A 20,567-nucleotide genomic window follows, 5' to 3' on the forward strand; every position below is an offset into this window, starting at 1 on the left:
CTTCGGGGGAGTGGTTGGGGGGAAGATGGGGTCCGGAGGTGCTGTCCGCCCGCCCTCCGCCCCGACGGACGGAGCGACGTGACCGACCCGCTCGACCCGCTCGACGCGATGGCGCCGCTCGACGCGACGATACCGCTCGACACGATGGCGCCGCTCGACTCGATCGCTCCGCCGGATTCGGTCAGGTGCGTGCTCTTCGACTTCGACGGACCCGTCTGCGCGCTCTTCCGCAACCATCCGGCCCCCGGGGTGGCCGGCCGGCTGCTCGACTGGCTGCCCGCCGGGGTGCGCCACCTCGTACGGGCCGAGGACGGCGGCCCCGTGACCGATCCGCAGGTCATCCTGCGGGCGGTGGGGGAGCTCGATCCGGGCGGCGCGCTGGTGTCCGAGCTGGAGGCGCGGCTCACCGAGGAAGAGGTCCTGGCGACGGAGTCCGCCGTACCGACCCCGCGCGCGGCGGAGCTGATACGGGCGCTCGGCGACGCGGGCGTCGCCCTGGCGGTGACGACCAACAACTCACCGCGGGTGGTGCGGCGTTACCTCGAACGGACCGGTCTCGCCGACTGCTTCGGGCCGCACATCCACGGCCGTACGCATGACCCGCACGACCCCCGCAGACTCAAGCCGCACCCCGACTCTCTGGCGCGGGCCCTCGCGTCGACCGGCGCGGCGGCCGGGGAATCGGTGATGATCGGCGACGCGGTGGCCGACTTCCTCGCGGCCAAGCAGCTCGGCATCCGGTTTCTCGGGTACGCGACACGCGAGAGCAAGGGCGAGGTGCTGTACGAGGTGGGGGCGCGGGTGGTGGTCGATGAACTTCCCGGGAGCGTGGTCGAGTTGGCCGCACTGGCCGACCAACTCAGCCGAGATGGCCGACTGCCGTAGCGCGGCACTCGTCGAATTCCTGTCCGGTACGGTGCGTCAGCTGCCATGACGCGCTGGTCCGAGTTGGTGAAGATGGCATAACTTCCCACCGCCACGCCCCTCGGAGAGGTACGTTCCGCGTCTGGGGCCGCCCGTGGGACAGGCCCCGGCGGCCCGGCGGGCGGGACCGCCGACGGCATCATGATCATGAGCACCGAGGGCATACGCGCGATGACAGCCGATGCGGCACCGGCATCCGAGGTCCGACGGCGAGCGGGCGAGCTGAGCCGCGACAGCCGACGGGTCATCGGCCCGCTCAACGGCTATCACCATGAGACCTACGCCTTTCCGCTGCCCGAGGAGAGCGAGCTGAGCGCACGGTTCGAGCGCGCCAAACTCCGTGCGCCCAGGCCGGGGCTGCTCTGGTTCGACCGGCGGTGCTTCGCCTCCGAGGATCTGCTGCTCACCGCGCTCCAGGGGCGTATCACCCGTATTCCGGAGATCATCGAGGTCGGCGGGGGCGTCCATCTCCAGGGCTTCATCGAGGGCGTGACGCTGGACGGCGGCGCCCGCTGGCTGCCGGGCCGCGGCCTGCCGGGCCGGTATCCGCTGGGCCGTGGGCTGTCCCGCCGTCACCACGACCAACTGGAGTGTTTCTTCCACGAGTTGGTGTCGATCGACCCGAAGGCGCTGGAAGAGCGCGCGGTGAAGCGGGTCTGCGCGCCCGCCGACCGTACGGACGACGGGGATTCGGCCGCCTTCCTCGACCGGCTGATCGGATTCACCGAAGGCCAGGTCTACCGGCGCCACGGCGCGCCGTATCAGCGGCTCTTCGAGGAGCTGGGCGTCGACGCCGAGGCGCTCGTCCGGCTGCGGAAGCGGGCCGTCGAGCTGCGCCGGCGCCCCTTCTCGCTCCTCCACTGCGATCTGCACAGGAAGAACCTGATCGTCGACCGGCGCGGCGACCTGTGGATCATCGACTGGGAACTCGCCATGATCGGCGACCCGCTCTACGACCTCGCCACCCATCTCCATCTGATGCGCTATCCGAGGCGGGAGGCGGCCGGGGTCGCGCACCGGTGGCAGCGGGCGGTGGAGCGGGCCAGGGAGGGGAGTTCGTACGGCTGGGAGGACGATCTCCCGCTGCTCCTCGCCTACAAACGCGTCCAGTCCGTCTACACGGACGTGATTCGTACGGCGCTGCTGCTCGGCGGGCGGCGGGTCCGGGCGCGGGGGGCGCTGCCCCGGGCCGCCTGGCGGATCCAGCGCGTGCTGGCGGCGGCGGCCCGGGACACGTCGGGCGGCGCGGATCAGGAGCTGACCGGGGCGGCCGGTGCGACGGGTGCGGCGGGTGTGACAGGTGCGGCCGGGGCCGCCGGGGTGCCGTCGTACCGGCAGGTGGTGGCCGCGTACCGCAACTGGTTCCGTACGGCCCGGCCGCCCGAGGCCCTCACGCCGTCCGCGTCCTGAACAGCACCTTCGACAGCCCGAGCGCCAGCACCAGGAACCCGGCGCACCACGCCAGCGCCACCCAGGGGGCCGAGCCGACCGGCAGCCCCAGCAGCAGTCCGCGCAGGGACTCGATGACCGGTGTGACCGGCTGGTGGTCGGCGAAGCCGTGGAGCCAGTCCGGCATCGTGTCGATCGGGACGAAGGCGCTGCTCGGATAGGGCAGGAACATCATGAAGAAGGTGAACCCGCCCGCTGCCTCGGGGGACTTGGCGAGCAGCCCGATCGCCGCCGAGAGCCAGGAGATGGCCACGATGAAGGCGAACAGGATGCCGACGGCGGCGAGCGCGGCGGCGGGGGTGGCCGACGGGCGGAAGCCGATCAGGAGGGCGACGCCGAGGACGAGGGCCGTCGAGACGACGTTCCGGGCGACGCTCGCCGTCACATGTCCGGCGAGGATCGAGGCGCCGCCGACGTCGAGGGAGCGGAAGCGGTCGATGATCCCGCCCTTCATGTCCTCGCTGACGCTCACGGCGGTGCCGGCCGAGCCGAAGCTGGCGCAGAGGAGCAGGACGCCGGGGACGACGTACGTCACGTACCGCGTGCCGGTGTCGATGGCGCCGCCGAAGAAGTAGACGAAGATCAGCATGAGCATGATCGGCAGCATCATCGCGGTGATGACGGCGTCGATATTGCGCCTGCTGAGACGGATGCCGCGGCCGGCCATGGTGAGGGCGTGCGTACGGGAGGACGCGAGCGCGTCAGACATGGGTGGGCTCCTGCTTCGTGGGGTGGCCGGGCGCCGGGGCCGTGCCCGTCAGCGCGAGGAAGACGTCGTCGAGGGTGGCGCCGCGGAGCGCGAACCGCGCCACCTCCGTACCGTCCGGATCGATCTCGTCCAGCAGGGCGCGCACCCGCGCGGCGGTGCCGTCGGTCGGCAGCCCGAGCGTGAGGCTCTCCGGCGCGTGGTGGACGGCCCGGGACGCGAGGCGGAGATAGGCCTCGCGGCTGGTCAGTACGAGGTCGAGGCGATGGCCCGCGACCCGGTTCTTCAGCTCCTCCGCCGTCCCCTCGGCGACCACCAGGCCGTGGTCGACCACCGCGATACGGTCCGCCAACTGGTCGGCCTCCTCCAGGTATTGGGTGGTGAGGAAGACGGTGGCGCCCCGCGCGGAGAGATCCCTCACGACCTGCCACAGCTCCTGGCGGCTGCGCGGGTCGAGGCCGGTGGTCGGCTCGTCCAGGAAGACCACCTGGGGCTCGCCGACCAGGCCGGCGGCCAGATCGAGCCGGCGCCGCATACCGCCGGAGTAGGTGACGGCGAGCCTGCCGCCCGCGTCCGCGAGGCCGAACCGGTCGAGGAGCGCGGCGGCGCGGCGGCGGGCGCCGGCCTGGGAGAACCCGCTGAGGCGGGCCATCATGCGGAGGTTCTCCTCGCCGGTCTGTTTCTCGTCCACGGCGGCGAACTGCCCGGTCAGGCTGATGGCGCCGCGTACCCGGCGCCGGTCGGCGACGACGTCGTACCCGGCGACCCGGGCGGTGCCGCTGTCGGCGGTGGTGAGGGTGGAGAGGATCCGGACGGCTGTTGTCTTGCCCGCGCCGTTGGGGCCGAGGAGCGCGAAGACCGTGCCGCGTTCGACACGGAGATCAATGCCGCGCAGGACTCTCACCCGCGCGTTTCCGGTTCCGTACGACTTTTCGAGGCCGAGGGCCTCGATGGCCGGTTGTGACGTCATGGACATCCCCCTTGGTGGTGCGGTCGGCGATGGTGCGGGCGGCCCGCCGTGGGTCTCTCGCGCACGGCAGGTCTATTGCATGCCTATTGCGTATGACATACACGTTACTGTGTAAGGGTTACGCATTACTAGGATGGACGTCAAGCGGGGAGTGGGCGGAGAAGGGCGGAGACGATGACGGACCGCGGTGACGGCGCTGGTGACGGCGGTGGTGGTGATGGCGGCGGTGCCGGCGGCACGGGGTTGCCCGCCAGCATCGAGGCCGCCTGGGGACTGCGCGAGCGCCCGTCCAAGGGACCCAAGCCCGGCATCGGCCTGACGCGGATCGTCGACGCGGCGGTCGGTATCGCGCGGACGGAAGGGCTCGGCGCGGTCTCCATGGGGCGGGTCGCCAAGGAACTGGGCGCCTCCACGATGTCGCTGTACCGCTATGTCGCGGCCAAGGACGAGCTGTACGTCCTGATGCAGGAGGCGGCCATCGGTGAGCCCCCGGCCCCGCCGGCCCCCGGCACCGGCTGGCGCGAGGCGTTGTCCCAATGGGCCTGGGCGCAGCGCGAGGCGTATCACCGGAACCTCTGGGCGCTGCGCATCCCGATCTCGGGCCCGCCCGCCACCCCCAACTCGGTGGCGTGGTGGGAGCTGGGCCTCGGCGCCCTGGCCGGCACGGATCTGGACGACGGCACGAAGCTGTCGGTGATCCTGCTGGTCAACGGCTTCGTGCGGAACGAGGCGACGCTGATGTCGGAACTGGACACGGCCATCAAGTCGAGCGGCTTCTCGGCCCGGCAGGTCATGGCCGGCTACGAACGCACCCTCCGCAGACTGGCCGACCCGGCCCGCTATCCGGCGGTCGCCGAACTGCTGGCGTCCGGCGGCCTGGGCGGCGAGGACGACGACCCGGACGCGGACTTCACCTTCGGCCTCGACTGTGTGCTGGACGGGGTCGAGGCGCTGGTGCGGAGGCAGGGGCGGTAGCGAGGGGGACGGAGCGGCGGCGGGAGCACGGCGGGGCGGGGGCGGGGGCCGCCGGTGGCAGCGGCGCGGGGCCGGACCGGGGGCGGCGCGGTCAGCCGGTGGTCGCCCGGCACGCTTCCCGGGGCGAGCGGTGCCGATCCACGATCCCCTGGACGATCCTCATCAGCCGGTCCCCCGTCTGATCGATGCTTCCGTTCTGCGTGCTGACCTGCGCGCCTTCGAGTACGAAGGTGATCTCGGCCGCCGCCTGCTCGGGGTCGGGCAGCCCCGCCCCGGCGCACATGCCGACCAGTCTGCGGGTCTGGAGGGCCTTGTGCTCCTCGATCACCTGCCGTGCGGGATGGGAGCGGTCGGGCAGCTCGGCGAGGGAATTGATGAACGGGCAGCCCCGGTGCGAGATCGCCGGCAGTCCCTCGGCGATGAAGCGGGCCATCCCCAGGATCTGCTCCCCGGGCCGGCCGGGGTATTCGGCCTCGACCCGGTCGAAGACCGCCTGGTAGTCGGCGGCGACGATCCGCAGCCACTCGGCGACCAGCGCGTCCTTGGTTCCGAAGTGCCGGTAGATCGCCATTTTGGTGGTCTCGGCCTTCTCGGCGATCGCCTGGACGCCCACCCTCCGGATCCCCTCGCTCTGGAAAAGCTCTTCCGCCGCGTCGAGGATGCGCTCGCGAGGCGGCAGTTTCGCCACCCTGCTCGGCCTTCCGGCGGTCGATGCCATGACTGCTCCGTGACGTCCGGTCCGATGTGGGCCCTCCGCTCCTGGGCCCTCCACTCCCTGTTACGGTACCAGTCCGTTCCATGAGAGACCGTTGGGTATCATCAGGTACTCAACGGTATCGTTCGTTCCGCTGGGAGTGACAGTGAGAATTGCCGAGTACGTGAGCTTCGACGCGGTCGGGCTCGCGGAGCTGGTGGCCGAAGGCGAGGTGACCCCCGCCGAACTGGAAGCGGCGGCACGCGAGGCCGCGCGGGTGGTCAATCCGCGGATCAACGCGATCGTGGAGACATGGCCGGCCGACGACGAGCCCGTCCCCGGCGGCACACCGCTGGCCGGGGTCCCTTTCCTGATCAAGGACATCGGAGTCGCCATGGCCGGCAGGCGAATGGAGCTGGGCAGCCGTCTCGCGGCGGGCAACGTCGCCGGCGCCGACTCCTCCCTGATGCGGCGCTTCCGTCGCGCCGGTCTCGTGACGTTCGGACGTACCGCGACACCGGAGATGGCCTTCAGCAACACGACGGAACCACTGCTGTACGGCGCGACCCGCAACCCGTGGAACCCGGAGCTGAGCGCGGGCGGATCCAGTGGGGGCGCGGGCGCGGCGGTCGCGGCCGGGGTGGTCCCGATCGCACACGCCACCGACGCCGCCGGCTCGATCCGCGTCCCCGCCGCCTACAACGGCCTCTTCGGGCTGAAGCCGACCCGTGGCCGGGTCTCCATGGGCCCCCACTTCGACGAGGTCTTCAACGGCCTGGCCGTGCACGGCGGTGTCAGCCGCACCGTCCGCGACAGTGCGGCACTGCTCGACCGGATCCGCGGCCCGGAACCGGGGGACCCCTACTTCGCCCAGGAGCCGTCCCGGCCGTACGCGGAGGAGGTCACGCGCCCCCCGGGCTCGCTGCGGATCGGTGTCCTCACCCAGGCATGGGGCGGACGCCGCACCACCGCACCGGTGGCCGACGCGCTCTCCCGCACGGTGCGGCTGCTCGAATCCCTCGGCCATCGGGTGGAGGAGGCCGAGGTCGGCCTCGGGGCCGACTGGGAGGAGTTCGTCCTGGCCAGTGCCCGTCAGTGGACGGCGAATCTCACGGCCTCGGTCGACGCGCTGGCCGCCGCCCTCGGCCGGCCCGTCGACTCCTCGACCCTTGAACCGCCCATCCTCGCCGGCTACCACTACGGACAGCGGGTCAGCGGTGCCCAGTTCGTCACCGCGCTCGAGATCCGGAACCGGGTCGCCCGAAGCCTGGCACGGTACTTCGACGCCTACGACCTGCTGCTCACCCCGACCGTGCCCGAGCTTCCGGTGCCCTTGGGCACCCATGCCGAGGGCGCGGAGGCGCTGGACGGCCTCGGCTGGCTGCGCCGCCTCTTCGACCTCTCGCCGTTCACCGCGCCGTTCAATGTGGCGGGCACGCCCGCCATGTCCGTACCCGTGACGGCCGACGCCGGTACGGGGCTCCCGGTCGGTGTGCAGTTCGCCGCCGGTTACGGGCGCGAAGGGCGTCTCTTCCGTCTCGCCGGACAACTCGAACAGGCGAGCCCGTGGTCGGGCCGAACTCCCCAGGTATGGGCGGGTAACCACACGGGCCACTGAGGAACGCGTGCCGGCCGAGGGTGAGGAGGGCGGTGAGGCGCTGCCGCACGAACGGCGAGAGGCGGGCCAGCAGACCGGGCTCGCGGCCGGTGTGAGGCCGACCGCGCCGAGCGGGTGAAGGCGGAGAACCCGCTGGGCCGGGTCGCGGAGGCCGAGGAAGTGGCGGCCGCGGTGCTCCACCTCGCCTCGCCCGCCGCCGGGGCGGTGGTCGGCACCGACCTGGTCATCGACATTGGGTCATCGGCCTGACGGTCCGGACGCGTGCTCACGGGCGATCGAGGGCGGCGCCCCCTGGTGGGGCGCCGCCCTCCTGTGTCCGACGGGCCGCGGGTCAACCGCAGTTGACCCAGGTGTTGGACTTCATGTAGTGGGACACGGTGTCGGAGGTCCTGTATCCCTTCGAGATGATTCCGCTGGAGCCGTTGTGGTTCGTCGCCGAGAACCACTTGAAGTCACAGGAAGTGCCGCGGTTGTACCACGACTTGAAGGACTGGAAGACCGGGTACTGGGTCAGGTTCGTGTTGGTCCCCGCGACCTGCTGCCGGTGGCCGGTGTAGTTCTGCCCGGACCAGACGCAGAAGTAGCCGGACGGGCAGTCGGCGGCCGCCCGCGGAGTGGCCTGTGCCGCACCGGCGACACCCGCGCTTCCGGTCAGCAGTCCACCGGTCAGCGCGATGCCGCCGGCCACGGCCGCGAACTTCTTGGTCATGCGCATGCTGTTGTCTCCTCTGGGACGTGGGTGGGCCGACCGCACCGGCCGGCTCGCCAATGACACTGCGGGGCGGGGAACGGTGGCCGCCACGGGCGCCGCCGAAATGACGCTTTTACGGGACGTCCCACGCGCTGACCTACGGAGACGCGGTCCCGTGTGACCGGACGGAGGGACGGTGGGAAGCGACGCGACCGGGGCCGCGACCGGGGCCGCGACCGTCGCGCCCTACGCCTGCGCGCCGTTCATGATTCCTTGTGACAAATCGTGACCTTCACGTCCGGCTACCACCCCCTGGGCCGCCCGCTCCTGGCCCGAACTCTCGCCCATCTGGGCAGACCGGACGCCACGGTCACCCCTGACCACCGGCTACCGGGTTTCGGGCGCCGTCGTGAAGCTCGCCAATCGGCTGCTCGCCTCGCTGGATCCGGACGGAGCGTAGACGCTCTTCCTACCGGCCGGGAGGAAGAGCGCCGCGCCGTCGTTCGTCGCCGACGTGGCGGGGCTCGCCCGGCTCGCCCGGCCCGAGCGGCCCAGGTGTCCCCGAGCGGCTCAGTCGGCGAGGATCGTCACATCGAGACCGCCGAGCCACTCCGGGGCCGCGCGCAGGTCGATTCCGGTGATCCTCCCGTCCGTGATCGTGAAGCCGAACACGACGCGCGGCTGTCCGCCCGGCGCCGCTACGGCGCACGCCGTTCCGTTCACGAGCGCCGGCCGCAGGGCCCTGGCGCGTCCCAGGATGGTGCGGGCCACGGCCGCCGCGCCCCGTACCTCGCCCGCCGCGCCCGCCTTCATGGCCGCCCGGTCGGCCCGGACCACGACATCCGGATCGAGCAGCGCGAGAAGCGCGTCGAAGTCGCCGTCGCGCGTGGCGGCGAGGAAGGCGGCGACGATCTCCCGCCGGCGGCCGGGATCGGCGTCGGTGGCGGTGGGCGCGTCCCGTACCCGGCGTCTGGCCCGGCTGGCGAGCTGCCGCGCCGCCGCCGGGGTGCGTTCCAGGACGGGCGCGACCTCGGTGAAGGGCACGGCGAACAGATCGTGCAGTACGAACGCCAGCCGCTCCGCGGGCGTCAGCGTGTCGAGCACCACCAGCAGCGCGCTGCTCACCGCGTCGGCGAGCAGCGCTTCGTGCTCGGGACCGAGCGGGTCCGCGCGGCTGTCGGCAGGCCCCGGTACGTACGTGTCCAGCGGCTCTTCGCGACGCGACGCGCGCGTGCGCAGTATGTCCAGACAGATCCGGCCGATGACCGTCGTCAGCCATCCGCCGAGGTTCTCGACCTCGTCCGCGCCGGAGCGGCTGAGCCGTAGCCAGGTCTCCTGGACGGCGTCGTCCGCCTCGCTCAGCGAGCCGAGGATCCGGAACGCCACCGCTCTGAGGTGGTTCCGGTGCTCCTCGAACCGCGCCGTCAGCAGTTCGTTCTCGTCCTCGTCGTGCATGTCACATTCCTCCGTCGGCCTCCGTCAGCACTGTGACGGACGGGATCCCGTCGGATGTGACATCGCGCGTCGCCCCGCGCGGGCGAGGCTGATGCCCTTGTCGGTGGCCGGGCGGTACGTCCGCCAGTCTGTGAGTCCGTGACCCCGCGAGTCCGTGGGTCAACGAATGTGTGCGAGAAGGGCGGTAGGGGCGGTATGCCTGAGGGCTGGGAGTGGGACGACACGCTGTTCTCGGGATCGGCTCCCTACTACTGGCGCGGGCGGCTCCCGTACGCGCCCGGACTCGTGGAGCTGCTCGCCGAGGTCCTGACGCTCGACGGCCGGGGGCGTCTGCTCGATGTGGGCTGCGGGCCCGGCACCCTCGCGCTGAGATTCGCGCACCTGTTCGCCGAGGTGGTCGGCGTGGACCCGGACGGCGGGATGGTCGCCGAGGCCGGGCGGCGCGCCGACACGGCGGGCGCGGCCCGGAAGGCGAGGTGGGTCCAGGTCCGGGCCGAGGAACTGCCCGCGGGGCTCGGGGCGTTCACCGTCGCGGCCTTCGGTCAGTCCTTCCACTGGATGGACCGTGATCTGGTGGCGGCGACGGTCCGGGACATGCTCCGGCCGGCCGGCGCCCTGCTGCATATCGCGGACCTGAAGACGGAGACGCGAACCGTCGACGGCCTCCCGTATCCCGGCGTGCCCTACGCGGCCATCGACGATCTGGTCAGGCGGTACCTGGGCCCGATCCGGCGCGCCGGACGCGGGGTACTGCGGTACGGGACGCCCGGTGACGAGGCCGACGTGCTCCGCAGGGCGGGCTTCGCGGGACCGGAGCGGTATGTCGTACGCGGAGGGCAGGCGCTGGAGCGCTCCTCCGGTGATGTCGTGGCATGGGCGTTCTCGATGTCCTCGTCCGCGCCGCACCTTTTCGGCACGCGACGCGGCGAGTTCGAGGCGGATCTCGGCCGGCTCCTGCGGGAGACCTCGCCGTCGGGCCGGTTCTCCGAACGTCAGCCGAGTACCGAGGTCTTCGTCTGGCGCGAGCCCTCAGCCCGGTAGCCCCGGCCCGGTAGCCCCGGCCCGGTAGCTCCCAGCTCGTCAGCCCTCCGCCCGGCAGCCCTCCGCTCAGTGCGGCGCCCCGAGCCGAAGCACAGCCGCCGCGCTCACGGCGCGGTGCGTGGAGTGGTCATGGTGCCGTTGATCACCATGCGGAAGGACCAGGCGAGACGTTGCCCGGGGGCGCCGGAGGTCAGGTCGCCGCCGAGCGCGGCGATACGCGGATGCGTGTCGGGGGACGCGTCACGCAACGCGGCGACGAGGGCGTGGTGTTCGGCCTCGGCCCCGGCGGTCCGGTCGCGCGCGGAGTGTTCCGCGGCGTTGGCGGTGGCTACCTGGAGCAGTACGTCGACGCCCCAGGCGGCCTGCGCGTCCGGTACCCCGCCCTCGTGCAGAAGGGAGAGGACGGCCTCGACCAGGGCCAGATAGTTGGGGCCCGAGGGACGGGCGATCAGCGCGGAGTGGGCGAGGCTGGGGTGCGCGAACAGTACGTGCGTGTACGAGCCGAGCAGCCGCGCCAGCCGCTCGCGCCAGTCGCCCGTACCCGTGTCGCCCGTACCCGTGTCGCCCTCGCCCTCGCCGTCGGCCGCCGCCGGGGACAGATCGACGGCGCCGAGCAACTCCTCCAGGATCGCCGCGTGCAGCTCGGCGGTGCTGGCCACGTACACGTACAGCGAGGCCGGGCCGGTGTCGAGTTCCTGGGCGAGCCGCCGCATGGTGACGCGCTGTAGTCCTTCGCTCTCCATCAGGCGGACCGCGGTGGCGACGATGCCCTCATAGGTGAGGGCGGGCTTGGCGGGCCGTTCGCGGCGGCTGCGGGGCGCGGGGGTTCGCGGAGTCACGAACACACCTTAACGAACATGTTCGTACCGGTGGCGCGCTCCGGGTTCGCAGGCGGGCGTGCCGGGCAGGCACGCTCGCCGCGTGAGTGGATCAACGTGCGGACTGGACGGAAGAAGACGCCCGCCGCGTCAGTGTGCGGAGATCTGCTTGAGTGCCGCCCCCTGGTAGCGGGCCCCCGCGTTCCAGAGGATGAAGGACTTCATCTTGTTGGCCTCCGCGGCCTTGATCTGTTCGGCGACCTGGGCCGGCCCGTAGTGGCTGCCCATCGAGAAGTCCTGGAGCCACGGGACGATCTCGGTCTGGGTGCCCTTCGCCAGGCGGGCGAAGTCGGCGAGCGAGCGCTGCACGATCGCGTACGGCGCGGTGTCGGGGTTGGCGACGCCGTACTCCCCGGGCCCCCAGTGGGACGGGTAGACCATCGGCGCGATGTAGTCGCTGACCTTGACCAGGGCGGCGATGTCCTGGGCGATCTCCTTGGGCCGGGTGGCGGCTATGCCGAAGACCGAGACGCCGAGGTACTTGGCGTGCGGGCGCATCGCGATCCGGGTGTCGCCGACGAACGACGTGATGGCCTGCTCCGGCGTGGTGGACCCGATGCCCGGGAAGCGCATCTTCGACAGCGGGCCGTCGGGGCGGCGCACGTAGTCGTAGAGGATGTCGTCGAAGCCGAGCTGAGCCGCTTCGACGGCGAGGTCCTGGTTGTACTTGCGGACCGTGGGATCGGCGAAGTTGGTGAAGGCCAGCTTTCCGTAGTGGCCGCCGCCGGCGTACGCCTCTCCTTCGGGGGTCTGCACGACCTGGTCGCGCTTGCCGCCCTTCCAGGCCGCCGTGGCGAGCAGGGGGTCGCGGAAGGCGACGATGCGGCCGATGACCTGGGCACCGGCGGCGTGGATCTCGGCTATCGCCTTGCGGGCGTCGTAGTAGCCCTTGGCCGAACCGATCTGACGGGCCAGCGGCACCTGGGAGGCGTACCCCACCTCGCCGTCCTCGTCCTTGACGTCCAGCTCGACGGCGTTGAGCTTGCCGCTGCGGATCAGCGCGAGGACGTTGGTGCGCAGGGTCTTGTCGGCCCAGCCGATGGCCGTGATGTGCGCGGCGCGGATCATGGGGCGGCGGCCCCGGGTCGACACTGCCTTGGCGGTGAGGTTTCCCGCGCGGTCCACGGCGGTGATGTTCACGACGGGTGTGCCCTTGGGAACCGTGATCTTGAAGGCCCCCTCCTTGTCGACGGGAACCTCCTTGCCGTCGACGCTGACCTTGGCGTCGGTGGAGGCCTTGCCGGTGACGGTCACGGGGTCGGCGACGTTCTTGATCACGGGGTCGGCCACGTTCAGGTCGGGGGCGTGGGTGTCCACGGTGAAGCCCACGACCTCCCGGTACGAGGCGAAGGGGAGACTGCTGTCGCCCTCCACCACCAGGACGTGCTTTCCCTCGGTCAGGCGCGGGATGGCGAGTTTCAGCCGGGTGCCCTCAGCTTTGACGGGGACCACCGCGCCGTCCAGGGTGGCGCGCACCTTGTCCTTGCCACCGGCCGCTTCGGCATCGATGTAGGCGCTGACCTGTGCGGCCTTGCGCCCGTCGAGGACCGCGCCGTCAGTGAGACCGTGCACACCCGGGCCCGGCGCGAGAAAGGTCCAGGCGCCGACGCCCGCTCCCGTCAGTGCGAGCGCAACGGCTGTCGCAATCAGGGCGCGGCGGCGGCCCGGACGGGGGGGACGGTAGGCGGAGGAGGCGGCATACGATATGCGCTTCGTGGTCATCATGAGTCCTTCGTGCAGTGGGCCGGGGTGGTTCCTCCATTGATTGCCACACCGGCGTGTCGCACCTCCTGTTCTGACCGGATGTCACACGAACGGCCGCTTTCCGCCCCGGCGTGGTGACTGCGCCATCCAGGGGACGATGCGATACAGGGGCTCTCTCAGCCGGTAGGGATGGCGCGACACTTTCGCCTTGGAGGACCCTCATGCGCCACCCTCTCGCCCCTCTCTGCGCCCTGGCGGGCGCCGCCCTGCTCGCCTCGGGCTGTTCCCCAGGGTCGTCACCGGCCGCCGGGGAACAGCAGGGGGCCTCGGCCGCGGCGGCCAGCGCCGTCGCCGCCAAGGCCCCGGCGGAGGTCGGCGCCGATGAACTCGGCCAGGTGCCGGTGCTGATGTACCACCAGCTCACCGCGAAACCGGCCAGCGTCTACGACCGCACCCCGGCCGATTTCCGGGCCGAGCTGGAGCGCCTCGCCCGGGAGAAGTACGTGCCGGTCACCGCCCGGGACTTCCAGACGGGCCATATCGACATCCCGGCCGGAACGCACCCCGTGGTCCTCACGTTCGACGACTCGACCAACAGTCAGGTGAGCCTCGACGCGAGCGGCAACCCGGCGAAGGACTCGGCCATCGCCATCCTCGCGGAGACGGCGAAGAAGCACCCCGGGTTCAAGCCGGTGGCGACCTTCTTCGTCAACGCGGACGCCTTCTCGGCCACCGGTCCCGCCAAGGCGCTGAAATGGCTGAAGGAGCACGGGCACGAGATCGGCAACCACACCGACCGCCACCCGAACCTGGGCTCCCTGGACCCGACGGGCGCCGCGAAAGCCATCGTCGGCGGACAGCAGGCGATCGTGAAGGCCGCGCCCGGGACCAAGGTCACCTCCCTCGCCCTGCCCTTCGGGTCCATGCCCAAGCCGCCCGAGGTCGCCGCGCGGGGAACGGGCTACCGCAACGACGGGGTGTACCTCGTGGGCGCCAACCCCTCGGTCTCGCCGTTCGCCAAGACCTTCGCACCGGGCGCGATCCCGCGGATCCGTTCGGCGGGCCCGAAGGACGCGGACGCCGAGTTCGGTTCGTCGCGGTGGCTGGACAAGCTCGCCGACGGCAAGAACTGGTACGTCTCGGACGGGGACCCGAACACGGTCTCCTTCCCGCGTGCCTCGCAGGACAACGTGGCACCGGCCTTCGCGAAGCGGGCCCGGCCGTACTAGGAGGACCACGAGGCGGTACCCGTACGGGACTTGGGCGGTGCCGGGGGTACCGGACTACCGGTCTTCCGGGACTACCGGTCTTCCGGGACCACCGGGACCACCGGGCCCCGTCCGGGCGTCAGTCCAGGCAGAACTCGTTGCCCTCGGGGTCCGTCAGCACGAGGAAGCCGGCTTCCAGCGGGGGCGCGGGCTCGTGGCGGCGTACCCGCGTCGCTCCCAGCGCCACGAGCCGCTCGCACTCGGCCTCCAGCGCCGCCATCCGCTCCTCTCCCCGCAGTCCGGGAGCCACGCGGACGTCGAGGTGGACGCGGTTCTTGGTGACCTTGTCCTCCGGCACCTGCTGGAAGAAGAGCCGGGGACCGTGCCCGTCCGGGTCCTCGACGGCCGATCGCGCGTTGCGCTCCTCCTCCGGTACGCCGATCCGCTCGAGGAAGTCGTCCCACGCGGCCAGCGGGTCGGCGTCCTCGGGCAGGTCGACTCCGGGCGGGCCGGGGTGGACGTAGCCCAGGGCGTCCCGCCAGAAGGACGACAGCGCGCGCGGGTCGTGGGCGTCGAAGGTGATCTGGACATGACGGCTCATCGGGTCGCTCCGTTCGTGGTGGATGCCGTGTGTGCGTAGAGGTCGCGCAGCAGGCAGACCTCGGACAGGTGGTGGATCAGCTCGCGGTTGATGTGCAGCACCAGATCGGCCATGGGTGCCTCGGGGTAGGGCTCCTTCTCGCCGACCGGGACCCGGAGCCCGGCGTCGCCGAGACCGGCCACCCCGGCCAGCCAGATGTCGAGCTGGGTCCGCAGCTGGTCGAGCGCGGTGGCCGCGTCGCCGGCGTACTCCCAGGTCTCGTACGACACCTCCGGTGCGCCGAAGTGCGCCGCGTTGCGCGTGGCGAGCACGCCGACGATGACGTGAGCGAGCCGCCAGGCGATCGTGGTGAAGGCCGCGGGGACCGGCTCGGGAAACGTGTAGTCCACCGTGAAGTCCCCGGCACCGTGCCGCACGGGCGACGTCGAGCCGTCGCGCGGCCGTACGGTCCAGGCGTCCGGCACCGGCGACCAGAAGTACTCGTCGTCGGTGAGGCTTTCGAGCCGGGCTCGTAGCTGATGGTTCCAGTGGAACTCCCACTGCTCGCGCAGCGTCCGGTTCCAGTCGAGTTCGTCTGCGTCCATGGAGCCACCCTCGCACCGAGAGCGGACAGGATCGGTCCGCTATCTCTGACAGGGTTGGCGCCATGGGCGCGGCGAGCGGGGACGAACGGGGTACGACGGAGCGGGTGCTGACCCTGCTCGGGCTGCTTCAGCAGCGCCGGGTCTGGACCGGCCCCGAGCTGGCCGTCCGGCTCGGGGTCACGCCGCGCACGGTACGGCGTGATGTCGAGCGGCTGCGCACGCTCGGCTATCCGGTGCATGCCGGCCAGGGCGTCGGCGGCGGCTACCAGCTCGGCCCGGGGCAGGACCTGCCGCCGCTGCTCCTCGACGACGAGGAGGCGATCGCCACCGCGGTCTCGCTGCTCGCCGGCGCGGGCGGCGCGGGCGGCGCGGTCGTGGGCGCCGGCGACGCCGCGCTCCGGGCGCTGACCAAGCTCGACCGGGTGCTGCCCATCCGGCTGCGGCACGAGGTGCGCGCGCTCTCCGGCTCGGTGGAGTTCTTCGGCGGAGGCCGCGCGCCGGTCGACCCCGAGGTGCTCATGACACTGGCCAGAGCCTGCCGGGACGAGGTCGAGGCCGGTTTCGGCTACCCGTCCGGGGACGAGATACGACGGCGCCGGGTCGAGCCCCACCGTCTGGTCGCCTCCGACCGGCGCTGGTACCTCCTCGCCTACGACCTCGATCGTGACGACTGGCGCAGCTTCCGCGTCGACCGGATGTCCGGTGTGTCCGCACGGACCTGGCGCTTCCGCCCGCGCGAGGCGCCCGACGCGGCGGCGTACGTACAGGAGGGGGTGGCGAGCCGGGTCTACCCGCACCAGGCGCGCTTCCTCGTGCACGCGCCGGCCGACACGGTGCGCGCGCAGATTCCGGCGTCGGCGGCTGTCGTACGACGGCGGGGGAGTGGGGTCTGCGAGGTGCTCAGCGGCGGCGGGGACCTCGACTTCGTGCTCATGCGTGTGCTCCTGCTGGGGCACGACTTCGAGGTACTCGACCCTCCGGAGCTCGGCGACCGCTGTCGCGCGCTGGCGGAGAGACTGCTGTCCGCCGGTGTGGCGACGTCACCGGTGCCGGACGCGGAGGAGCCATGAGCCGGGACCGTCGGGTCTCACGGGAAGGAGACCGTCCCGCGTGGCACCGTCCCGCGAGGCACCGCCCCGTGCGGTGACGCGGAGCCGTCTCTACAGCCAGTCGTGTTCACGCGCGTAGCGCGCCGCTTCGTGCCGGGTCCGCGTCTGGGTCTTCTGCATGGCGTGCGAGAGGTAGTTGCGTACGGTGCCTTCCGCCAGGTGGAGGCGGGCGGCGATGTCGGCGACGGAGTACCCGTCGCGGGTCACTCGCAGGACGTCGATCTCCCGGTCGGTGAGGGGGCAGTCGTCGACGACGGCGAGCGCGGAGACGTCCGGGTCGATCCAGCGCTTGCCCTCGTGCAGGGTGTTGATGACCGACGTGATGTGCGCGGGCTCCGCCGACTTGCTGACGAAGCCCTGGACTCCGAGTCTCAGCGCCTTGCGGAGCACTCCGGGTCTGGCATGGCGGGTCAGCATGAGGATCACCTGGTCCGGCCGCACCCGGCGGATCTGCGCGACGGCGCCGAGCCCGTCCACACCGGGCATCTCCAGGTCGATGACGAGCACGTCGGGCCGGTGCCGCAGTGTGGCCTGGACGGCCGATTCGCCGTCCTGCGCTTCGGCGAGCACGGTGATCTCGCCTTCGAGGGTCAGCAACGACGCCAGCGCCTTACGGAGAAGAGCCTCGTCGTCGGCGAGTACCACGGTGGTCATCTGTCGTCCTTCCATGCCGCGGAGGGCGGCGTCGCCGTGCGGAGGTCTGCCGTGGCCGTGCGCAGACCTGGCGTGGCCGTGCGGAGATCTGCCGTCGCCGCGCGGAGACCAGCCGTGGCCGGGCGGAGGCCGGGAAACGCCGCGGCCGTGACGAAGCGCCCGTCCTCCTGCTCCACCGTCAGCTCGCCTCCGTCGTCTCCCACGCGTTCCTTGAGGGTGGCCAGCCCGCTCAGCTCCGGAAGGGGGCCCTCCCGCGCGCCGTCGTTGACGATGGTGATGCCCGACTCCGAGAGGGTGATCCGCACCCGCGTGGCCTGCGCGTGGCGCAGGATGTTGGTCGTCGTCTCGCGGAGGACCTGGCCGAGCAGCCCGTTGACTCGCTCATCGACCTCGGCGTCACGGTTGACGCGCACACGGATGCCCGCGGCTTCGAAGAGGTTCTTCGCGTTCTCCAGCTCCACGGACAGGTTGAGCCGCCGCTGTGCGTAGGCCAGCTCCTTGGTCTGGGTGATGGTGTCGCTGACCAGGGCGTGCACCTCCCGCAGCTCCTCCTCCACGCGGTCGAGGTCGCTGCGTACCAGCTTCGAGGCCAGCGTGATCTTCAGCTTCACCACATGCAGGGTGTGGCCCTGGATGTCGTGCAGATCACTGGCGAAACGGATGCGTTCCCGGATGACGGCCAGCTCCGCCTCGCGCTCCCGTGATTGCGCGATGACCTTGTAGAACTGGTGGTTGGCGAAGTGGAGGCCGGTCACCGCCAAGGTGAGGGCCGTGGGGACGAGGACGTACTCGATCAGAACGCCGCGGACATCGCCCGGTGACTGCGTCAGCTTCGTCGCCCCTGCCGCGGCGACGAAGGCGGCGAGCCCCAGGGCCGCCGCGACGCGGTGGCGTGGCAGCCGGGGGACGAGGTAGGGGCCCACGATCGTCAGGCCGTAGAACGCCGTGGTGCTGTCGGCCACCAGCACGCCGAACGGCCACACGGCCGCGGTGACGATCAGGCAGGGGAGCGCGACACGGGAGGTGTCGTCGTCCGCTGTCCACCGCGCCATGACCACCAGGCCCGCTATCACGCCCAGGCTCAGGACGACGGCGTCCCACCAGGTCCGGGCATCGGTCGCCACCAGCACCACCCCTACGGCGGCCAGCGGCGGAACGAACGTGACGCGGTTCCACCGGTGCAGCGGTCCCTGCGGCGTCCCGGCGTACTCGGGCAACGTCCGCACCGCTCGCGGGGCCGGCCTCACCGGTCGTCGCCCGGGTGCGGAGCGGGCAGGCCGATGACGGTCCTGTCGGCCGTCGGCGGAAGGCGCGGGGGCCTGGCGTCCATGTGCGGTTCTCCGGGATCGGACAGCAGAGTCTGCCCCGCAGTATTCTTCCGGCTCCGTGCGTGGCACCAGTGACACCGTGTCATGCGTTCGCCCCCAGGAATGTCACGGCGGAGTGATGACACGACGCCACTGCCGGACGAGCGTGCTGACGGCTGAGATCGGGGCATGACCTCGACACCAGTCATCGACGTTGACCACCTGAACCTCAGCTACGGCGACTTCCACGCCGTGAAAGACCTGTCCTTCCAGGTGAGGAAGGGCGAGCTGTACGCGCTGCTCGGCACGAACGGGGCCGGCAAGACCTCGACCCTGGAGACCATCGAAGGCCACCGTACGGCCACCTCGGGCACCGTGCGGGTCTTCGGGCACAGCCCGCGCGACCGGAGCGCCGTGCGGCCCCGGATGGGGATCATGCTCCAGGAGAGCGGTTTCTCCCCGGATCTGACGGTGAGGGAATCGGTCCGGCTGATCGGAGAACTCTCCCAGCGTGCGGACAGGGTCGAACGCGTGCTCGGCATCGTCGACCTCACGCACAAGGCCGGCACCAAGGTGTCCCAGCTCTCCGGCGGTGAGAAGCGGCGTCTGGACTTCGCCACCGCCGTGTACGGGAACCCCGAGCTGATCTTCCTGGACGAGCCCACCACCGGCTTGGACATCCAGTCCCGGGACGCGCTCTGGGACGCCGTGGACAAGCTGCGCGAAGACGGATCCACGATCGTGCTCACCACGCACTACCTGGAAGAGGCCCAGCAGCGCGCCGATCGCATAGGGCTCATGCACAAGGGCACCTTCCACCAGGAAGGGACCGTCGCCGAGCTGACGCAGACCCTGCCGGCTGCCATCCGCTTCTCCCTTCCGGACCTCCTGCCGGCGCTACCGCTGCGGGCCACGCGCGAGAGCGACGGGAAGTTCCTCATCGAGACCTTCCAGTTGCAGAAGGACCTTCACACCCTGCTCGTCTGGGCGCACGACAACGCGGTGGAGCTGCGGGAACTCCAGTCCGGACCGACGCGGCTCGATGACGTCTTCCGTGCCATCGGCAACGCGTAGACCCAGCCCTGCCGCTTCCCGCCACTCCCGCCACTCCGGGAACTCCCGGAACTCCCGGAACTCCCGGAACTTCCCGAGAAGAGGACTCCCACCATGCTCTCCATCGCTCGCAGCGAGCTGATCCAGATCTTCCGGAACCGGCTGGTTCTGCTCAACAGCTTCCTCATTCCCATCGGGGCCTGCGTGTTCTTCGTCTACCAGCACGAGACCTTCGCGGAGCTGCGCAGCCTCGGATACATCGCGGCGGTGGTGATGTTCACCGTGGCCGCGTTCGGTCTCTACACCACCGCCGTGACCACGCTGGCCTCGCGCCGGCAGACCCTCTTCCTCAAGCGGCTGCGCTCCACCCCGGCGAGTGACGGCAGCATCCTCTCCGGACTGGTGCTCCCGGTCACCGTCCTCGCCCTGATCCAGGTGACCGCGATCCTCGCCGTGCTGGCCGCGGTCGCCGGCGAGCCGGCCAACTGGTTCCTTCTGGCGGCGGCGGTCGTCTCGACAGTGATCATGATGCTCGGACTGGGACTGGCCACGGCGGGACTGACGAACTCCCCCGAGCACGCCCAGGTGACGACACTGCCCATCAGCCTCGGCTCCGTCGCCGTCACCAACTGGGTGGGCATCACCGGCACCGAGGAACTCACCCTGCTCAAGCGGCTGCTCCCCGGCGGCTCGGCCACCGAACTGGCCATCAACGCCTGGAACGGCGGCGTTCCCGTGGCGGAATCCCTGCCGCTGCTGCTGCCCACCCTGGCCTGGGTCGTCGTCGCCGTCGCGCTGGCCTCCCGCCTCTTCCGCTGGGAGCCGCGCCGCTAGGTGTATTGACCCGCAACGTTGTTAACGCGGCTGATGGGCGGGTGTCCGTTGAGTGCGGTGTGGCTGCGGTGGTGGTTGTAGGTGTGGAGGAAGTCTGCCAGGGCCTCGGTCC

At 71.3% G+C, this 20,567-nt stretch carries 20 protein-coding genes and 2 pseudogenes; 10 read left to right on the forward strand and 12 right to left on the reverse strand.

All coding sequences use genetic code 11. The annotated features are described in order from the left end of the window. Positions 1-78: 78 nt before the first annotated feature. Together CU044_RS09185 and CU044_RS09190 are read left to right on the forward strand one after the other, a co-directional pair. Entirely contained in the window at positions 79-885 is an 807-nt protein-coding gene (locus CU044_RS09185; RefSeq protein WP_240045453.1) for an HAD family phosphatase, read from the forward strand. Positions 886-1,071: 186 nt separating this feature from the next. Continuing rightward, a complete protein-coding gene (locus CU044_RS09190) occupies positions 1,072-2,334 on the forward strand; it encodes a phosphotransferase (RefSeq protein ID WP_240045454.1) in 1,263 nt (420 codons plus the stop codon). Here CU044_RS09190 and CU044_RS09195 read toward each other — a convergent pair. Both CU044_RS09195 and CU044_RS09200 read right to left on the reverse strand, forming a co-directional pair. After that, the gene (locus tag CU044_RS09195) at positions 2,315-3,082 is read right to left on the reverse strand and encodes an ABC transporter permease (protein WP_129767984.1); all 768 of its coding nucleotides are present in this window, start codon (positions 3,080-3,082) and stop codon (positions 2,315-2,317) included. The genes CU044_RS09190 and CU044_RS09195 overlap by 20 nt on opposite strands. Then, positions 3,075-4,049 (reverse strand): ATP-binding cassette domain-containing protein, encoded by a 975-nt coding sequence (locus tag CU044_RS09200; protein ID WP_129767985.1) that lies wholly within the window; start codon positions 4,047-4,049, stop codon positions 3,075-3,077. The genes CU044_RS09195 and CU044_RS09200 overlap by 8 nt, the downstream gene beginning before the upstream one ends. Before the next feature lie 174 nt (positions 4,050-4,223). Between CU044_RS09200 and CU044_RS09205 the strand changes: the two genes are divergently transcribed. Continuing rightward, positions 4,224-5,024: a TetR/AcrR family transcriptional regulator gene (locus tag CU044_RS09205; protein WP_129767986.1), complete on the forward strand. Its 801-nt coding sequence runs from the start codon at positions 4,224-4,226 to the stop codon at positions 5,022-5,024. Between the two features lie 91 nt (positions 5,025-5,115). Here CU044_RS09205 and CU044_RS09210 read toward each other — a convergent pair whose 3' ends face one another. Further along, positions 5,116-5,742, reverse strand: coding sequence for a TetR/AcrR family transcriptional regulator (locus CU044_RS09210; RefSeq protein ID WP_129767987.1), 627 nt, complete (start codon positions 5,740-5,742; stop codon positions 5,116-5,118). A gap of 142 nt (positions 5,743-5,884) precedes the next feature. On the opposite strand from CU044_RS09210, the gene CU044_RS09215 reads away from it, so the two are divergent. Further along, the gene (locus CU044_RS09215) at positions 5,885-7,336 is read left to right on the forward strand and encodes an amidase (RefSeq protein ID WP_129767988.1); all 1,452 of its coding nucleotides are present in this window, start codon (positions 5,885-5,887) and stop codon (positions 7,334-7,336) included. 93 nt (positions 7,337-7,429) lie between these two features. Beyond that, a pseudogene (locus CU044_RS09220) lies at positions 7,430-7,585 on the forward strand (SDR family oxidoreductase); the annotation flags it as partial. Between the two features lie 82 nt (positions 7,586-7,667). Here the strand turns inward: CU044_RS09220 and CU044_RS09225 are convergent. Both CU044_RS09225 and CU044_RS09230 read right to left on the reverse strand, forming a co-directional pair. Beyond that, positions 7,668-8,051, reverse strand: a complete 384-nt coding sequence (locus tag CU044_RS09225; protein ID WP_129767989.1) for a peptidase inhibitor family I36 protein — start codon at positions 8,049-8,051, stop codon at positions 7,668-7,670. A gap of 546 nt (positions 8,052-8,597) precedes the next feature. Continuing rightward, positions 8,598-9,482, reverse strand: a complete 885-nt coding sequence (locus CU044_RS09230; RefSeq protein ID WP_129767990.1) for a sigma-70 family RNA polymerase sigma factor — start codon at positions 9,480-9,482, stop codon at positions 8,598-8,600. Positions 9,483-9,677: 195 nt separating this feature from the next. Here CU044_RS09230 and CU044_RS09235 point away from each other — a divergent pair, with 195 nt between their 5' ends. Then, entirely contained in the window at positions 9,678-10,523 is an 846-nt protein-coding gene (locus CU044_RS09235; protein WP_129767991.1) for a class I SAM-dependent methyltransferase, read from the forward strand. Positions 10,524-10,627: 104 nt separating this feature from the next. On the opposite strand, the gene CU044_RS09240 is transcribed toward CU044_RS09235, so the two are convergent. Together CU044_RS09240 and CU044_RS09245 are read right to left on the reverse strand one after the other, a co-directional pair. Further along, a complete protein-coding gene (locus CU044_RS09240) occupies positions 10,628-11,362 on the reverse strand; it encodes a TetR/AcrR family transcriptional regulator (RefSeq protein ID WP_129767992.1) in 735 nt (244 codons plus the stop codon). Positions 11,363-11,491: 129 nt separating this feature from the next. Beyond that, positions 11,492-12,973 carry a putative glycoside hydrolase gene (locus tag CU044_RS09245; RefSeq protein ID WP_240045455.1) on the reverse strand — a complete coding sequence of 494 codons (1,482 nt, stop codon included), beginning with the start codon at positions 12,971-12,973 and terminating at the stop codon, positions 11,492-11,494. Between the two features lie 353 nt (positions 12,974-13,326). On the opposite strand from CU044_RS09245, the gene CU044_RS09250 reads away from it, so the two are divergent. Then, a complete protein-coding gene (locus CU044_RS09250; RefSeq protein WP_129767994.1) occupies positions 13,327-14,334 on the forward strand; it encodes a polysaccharide deacetylase family protein in 1,008 nt (335 codons plus the stop codon). Positions 14,335-14,452: 118 nt separating this feature from the next. Here CU044_RS09250 and CU044_RS09255 read toward each other — a convergent pair whose 3' ends face one another. Continuing rightward, positions 14,453-14,914, reverse strand: coding sequence for a VOC family protein (locus CU044_RS09255; RefSeq protein WP_129767995.1), 462 nt, complete (start codon positions 14,912-14,914; stop codon positions 14,453-14,455). Then, complete coding sequence (locus CU044_RS09260) at positions 14,911-15,498, reverse strand: DinB family protein (RefSeq protein WP_129767996.1); 588 nt, start codon at positions 15,496-15,498, stop codon at positions 14,911-14,913. The genes CU044_RS09255 and CU044_RS09260 overlap by 4 nt, the downstream gene beginning before the upstream one ends. Before the next feature lie 62 nt (positions 15,499-15,560). On the opposite strand from CU044_RS09260, the gene CU044_RS09265 reads away from it, so the two are divergent. Next, positions 15,561-16,568: a YafY family protein gene (locus tag CU044_RS09265; RefSeq protein WP_129767997.1), complete on the forward strand. Its 1,008-nt coding sequence runs from the start codon at positions 15,561-15,563 to the stop codon at positions 16,566-16,568. Between the two features lie 90 nt (positions 16,569-16,658). Here CU044_RS09265 and CU044_RS09270 read toward each other — a convergent pair whose 3' ends face one another. Both CU044_RS09270 and CU044_RS09275 read right to left on the reverse strand, forming a co-directional pair. Next, positions 16,659-17,261, reverse strand: coding sequence for a response regulator transcription factor (locus CU044_RS09270; RefSeq protein ID WP_129767998.1), 603 nt, complete (start codon positions 17,259-17,261; stop codon positions 16,659-16,661). After that, the gene (locus CU044_RS09275) at positions 17,258-18,478 is read right to left on the reverse strand and encodes a histidine kinase (RefSeq protein WP_129767999.1); all 1,221 of its coding nucleotides are present in this window, start codon (positions 18,476-18,478) and stop codon (positions 17,258-17,260) included. The genes CU044_RS09270 and CU044_RS09275 overlap by 4 nt, the downstream gene beginning before the upstream one ends. A gap of 279 nt (positions 18,479-18,757) precedes the next feature. Between CU044_RS09275 and CU044_RS09280 the strand changes: the two genes are divergently transcribed. Together CU044_RS09280 and CU044_RS09285 are read left to right on the forward strand one after the other, a co-directional pair. Then, positions 18,758-19,642 (forward strand): ABC transporter ATP-binding protein, encoded by an 885-nt coding sequence (locus tag CU044_RS09280; protein ID WP_129768000.1) that lies wholly within the window; start codon positions 18,758-18,760, stop codon positions 19,640-19,642. A 93-nt stretch (positions 19,643-19,735) separates the two neighbouring features. Beyond that, on the forward strand, positions 19,736-20,455 hold the full coding sequence (locus CU044_RS09285) for an ABC transporter permease (protein WP_129768001.1): 720 nt from the start codon (positions 19,736-19,738) through the stop codon (positions 20,453-20,455). Here the strand turns inward: CU044_RS09285 and CU044_RS09290 are convergent. Next, positions 20,452-20,567 (reverse strand): annotated as a pseudogene (locus CU044_RS09290) (IS481 family transposase); the annotation flags it as partial. The gene CU044_RS09285 and the pseudogene CU044_RS09290 overlap by 4 nt on opposite strands.

The sequence above is a fragment of the Streptomyces sp. L-9-10 genome (genome assembly GCF_004151105.1).
Lineage (GTDB): Bacteria > Actinomycetota > Actinomycetes > Streptomycetales > Streptomycetaceae > Streptomyces.